The 1989-nt window shown below is 76.0% G+C and carries 2 protein-coding genes; both read right to left on the reverse strand.

From position 1 onward, the window contains the following. The coding region (locus AXW62_RS13420) for a SidA/IucD/PvdA family monooxygenase (RefSeq protein WP_159060873.1) at window positions 1–487 on the reverse strand (487 nt) is incomplete at its 3' end. Then, entirely contained in the window at window positions 484–1884 is a 1401-nt protein-coding gene (locus tag AXW62_RS13425) for a pyridoxal phosphate-dependent decarboxylase family protein (protein WP_060944726.1), read from the reverse strand. The genes AXW62_RS13425 and AXW62_RS13420, both read right to left, overlap by 4 nt. Window positions 1885–1989: the final 105 nt, after the last annotated feature.

Raw genomic sequence — 1989 nt, forward strand, 5'->3', positions numbered from 1 at the left:
GGCCCTCCTCGTCGCCGGCGGGGCCGGGCCGGGTGACGTCGATTTCGAACAGGTCGTGTTCGTGGTCCCAGCGGACGGCGTCCACGCGGTGGCCGAAGTGGAGTGCGGGGAGCTGTTCGCTGACCCATCGGCAGTAGGCGTCGTATTCGGCGCGCTCGATGTGGAAGCGCTCGGCGACGTAGAAGGGGAAGAGCCGCTCGTGGGCCTTGAGGTAGTGGAGGAAGGTCCAGGGGCTTCCGGGGTCGGCGAGGGTGACCAGGTCGGCGAGGAAGGGGACCTGGATGGTGGCGCCGTCGATGAGGAGGCCGGGGTGCCAGTGGAAGGCGGGCCGCTGTTCGTAGAAGGCGGTGCGCAGGGCGGGGACGCCGTGGGCGAGGGCGGCCAGGGAGAGGTTGAACGGGCCGATGCCGACACCGGCCAGGTCCAGGGGCCGGTCCGGGGTGGGGGCGGGCTCGGCGGTGGGGTTGGGGGGGTGTGCGGTGCTCATGGGGTGGTGTTGCCTTCCACGAGTTCGAGCAGCCCGCGCAGGTCGTCGGGCTGGGTGTGCGGGTTGAGGACGGTGGCCTTGAGCCACAGCCCCTCGGGGGTGGCGGCCCGGCCGAGGACGGCCGCGCCCCGGTGGAGGAGGCGGCGGCGCAGCGCGGCGACGTCGGCGGGCCGGGCGCCGGTGGGGCGGAAGAGGACGGTGCTGATGGTGGGCCGGGCGTGGAGTTCGAGCCCGGGGCGGGCCTCGATGAGGTCGGCCAGGTGCTGGGCGGCCGCGCAGACGTGGTCGACGAGGTCGCCGAGGCCGCGGCGGCCGAGCGCCCGCAGGGTGACGGCGATCTTGAGGATGTCGGGGCGGCGGGTGGTGCGCAGGGAGCGGCCGAGCAGGTCGGGGATGCCGGCGTGGGTGTCGTCGTCGGCGTTGAGGTAGTCGGCGTGGTGGGTCAGGGCGGCGAGGGCGGCGCTGTCGGGGACGGCGAGGAGGCCCGCGGCGACCGGCTGCCAGCCGAGTTTGTGCAGGTCGAGGGCGACGGTGCGGGCGCGGTCGAGGCCGTGGAGCCGTTTGCTGTGGGTGTCGCTGAAGAGCAGGGGCGCGCCGTAGGCGGCGTCGATGTGGAGGGTGGCGGTGTGGTGGTCGCAGACGTCGGCGATGTCGGAGAGCGGGTCGATGGCTCCGGTGTCGGTGGTGCCGGCGGTGGCGACGACGAGGGTGGGGGTGTCGGGCAGCCGTCCGAGGGCGGTGTGGAGCGCGGCCGGGTCCAGGACACCGGTGGGGGTGGGGAGGGCGCGGGGTGCGGGGAGCCCGAGGAGCCAGGCGGCGCGGTCGATGCTGTGGTGGGCGTTGCCGCCCCGGATGATCCGCAGGGGTCTTCCGGCCGCGGCCTCGCGGGCGAGGAGCAGGGCGAGTTGGTTGGATTCGGTGCCGCCGGTGGTGACGAGGGCGTCGGGGGCGGGGCCGTGGGGGTGGACGAGTTCGGCCAGGGCACGGCAGGTGAGCGCCTCCAGTTCGCAGGCGGCGGGGGCCTGGTCCCAGGAGTCCAGGGAGGGGTTGAGCGCGGAGACGGCGAGGTCGGCGGCGGTGGCGACGGCGAGCGGCGGGCAGTGCAGATGCGCGGTGCAGCGGGGGTCGGCGGGGTCGGCGGCGCCGTGGGCGAGGGCGCGGACGAGGGTGCGCAGCGCGTGGTGGGGCCCCTCTCCCTCGTCGGGGATGAGCGGCCGGGCCGCGCCGTGTATCCGCCGGGCCACCGCGGCGGGTCCCCCGGCCGGGAGGGGGCCGCCGCGGTCGGCGGCGCCGTGGGCGAGGGCGTCGAGGACGGTGTCGACCATCGGGCGGAGCGCGCCCGGTCCGCCGTGGCCCCCGGCGAGGAGGCGGGCGGTTCCGGATGCGGGCACGGGCATGGGAGTGCCCCTAGGGGGTGTCTGGGAGTCGGGCGGGGGGAGCGGTCGGGCGGCGGTCAGGGGTGCCCAAATTACTTCGCGCTCCCAGGGCCCGGTCCGGGTCGG

It is taken from the genome of Streptomyces hygroscopicus subsp. hygroscopicus (genome assembly GCF_001553455.1).
GTDB lineage: Bacteria > Actinomycetota > Actinomycetes > Streptomycetales > Streptomycetaceae > Streptomyces > Streptomyces hygroscopicus.

Bases quoted from the DNA above. Each gene is read 5' to 3' on its own strand.
- AXW62_RS13425 (WP_060944726.1), bottom strand. From the start codon at position 1,884: ATGCCCGTGCCCGCATCCGGAACCGCCCGCCTCCTCGCCGGGGGCCAC.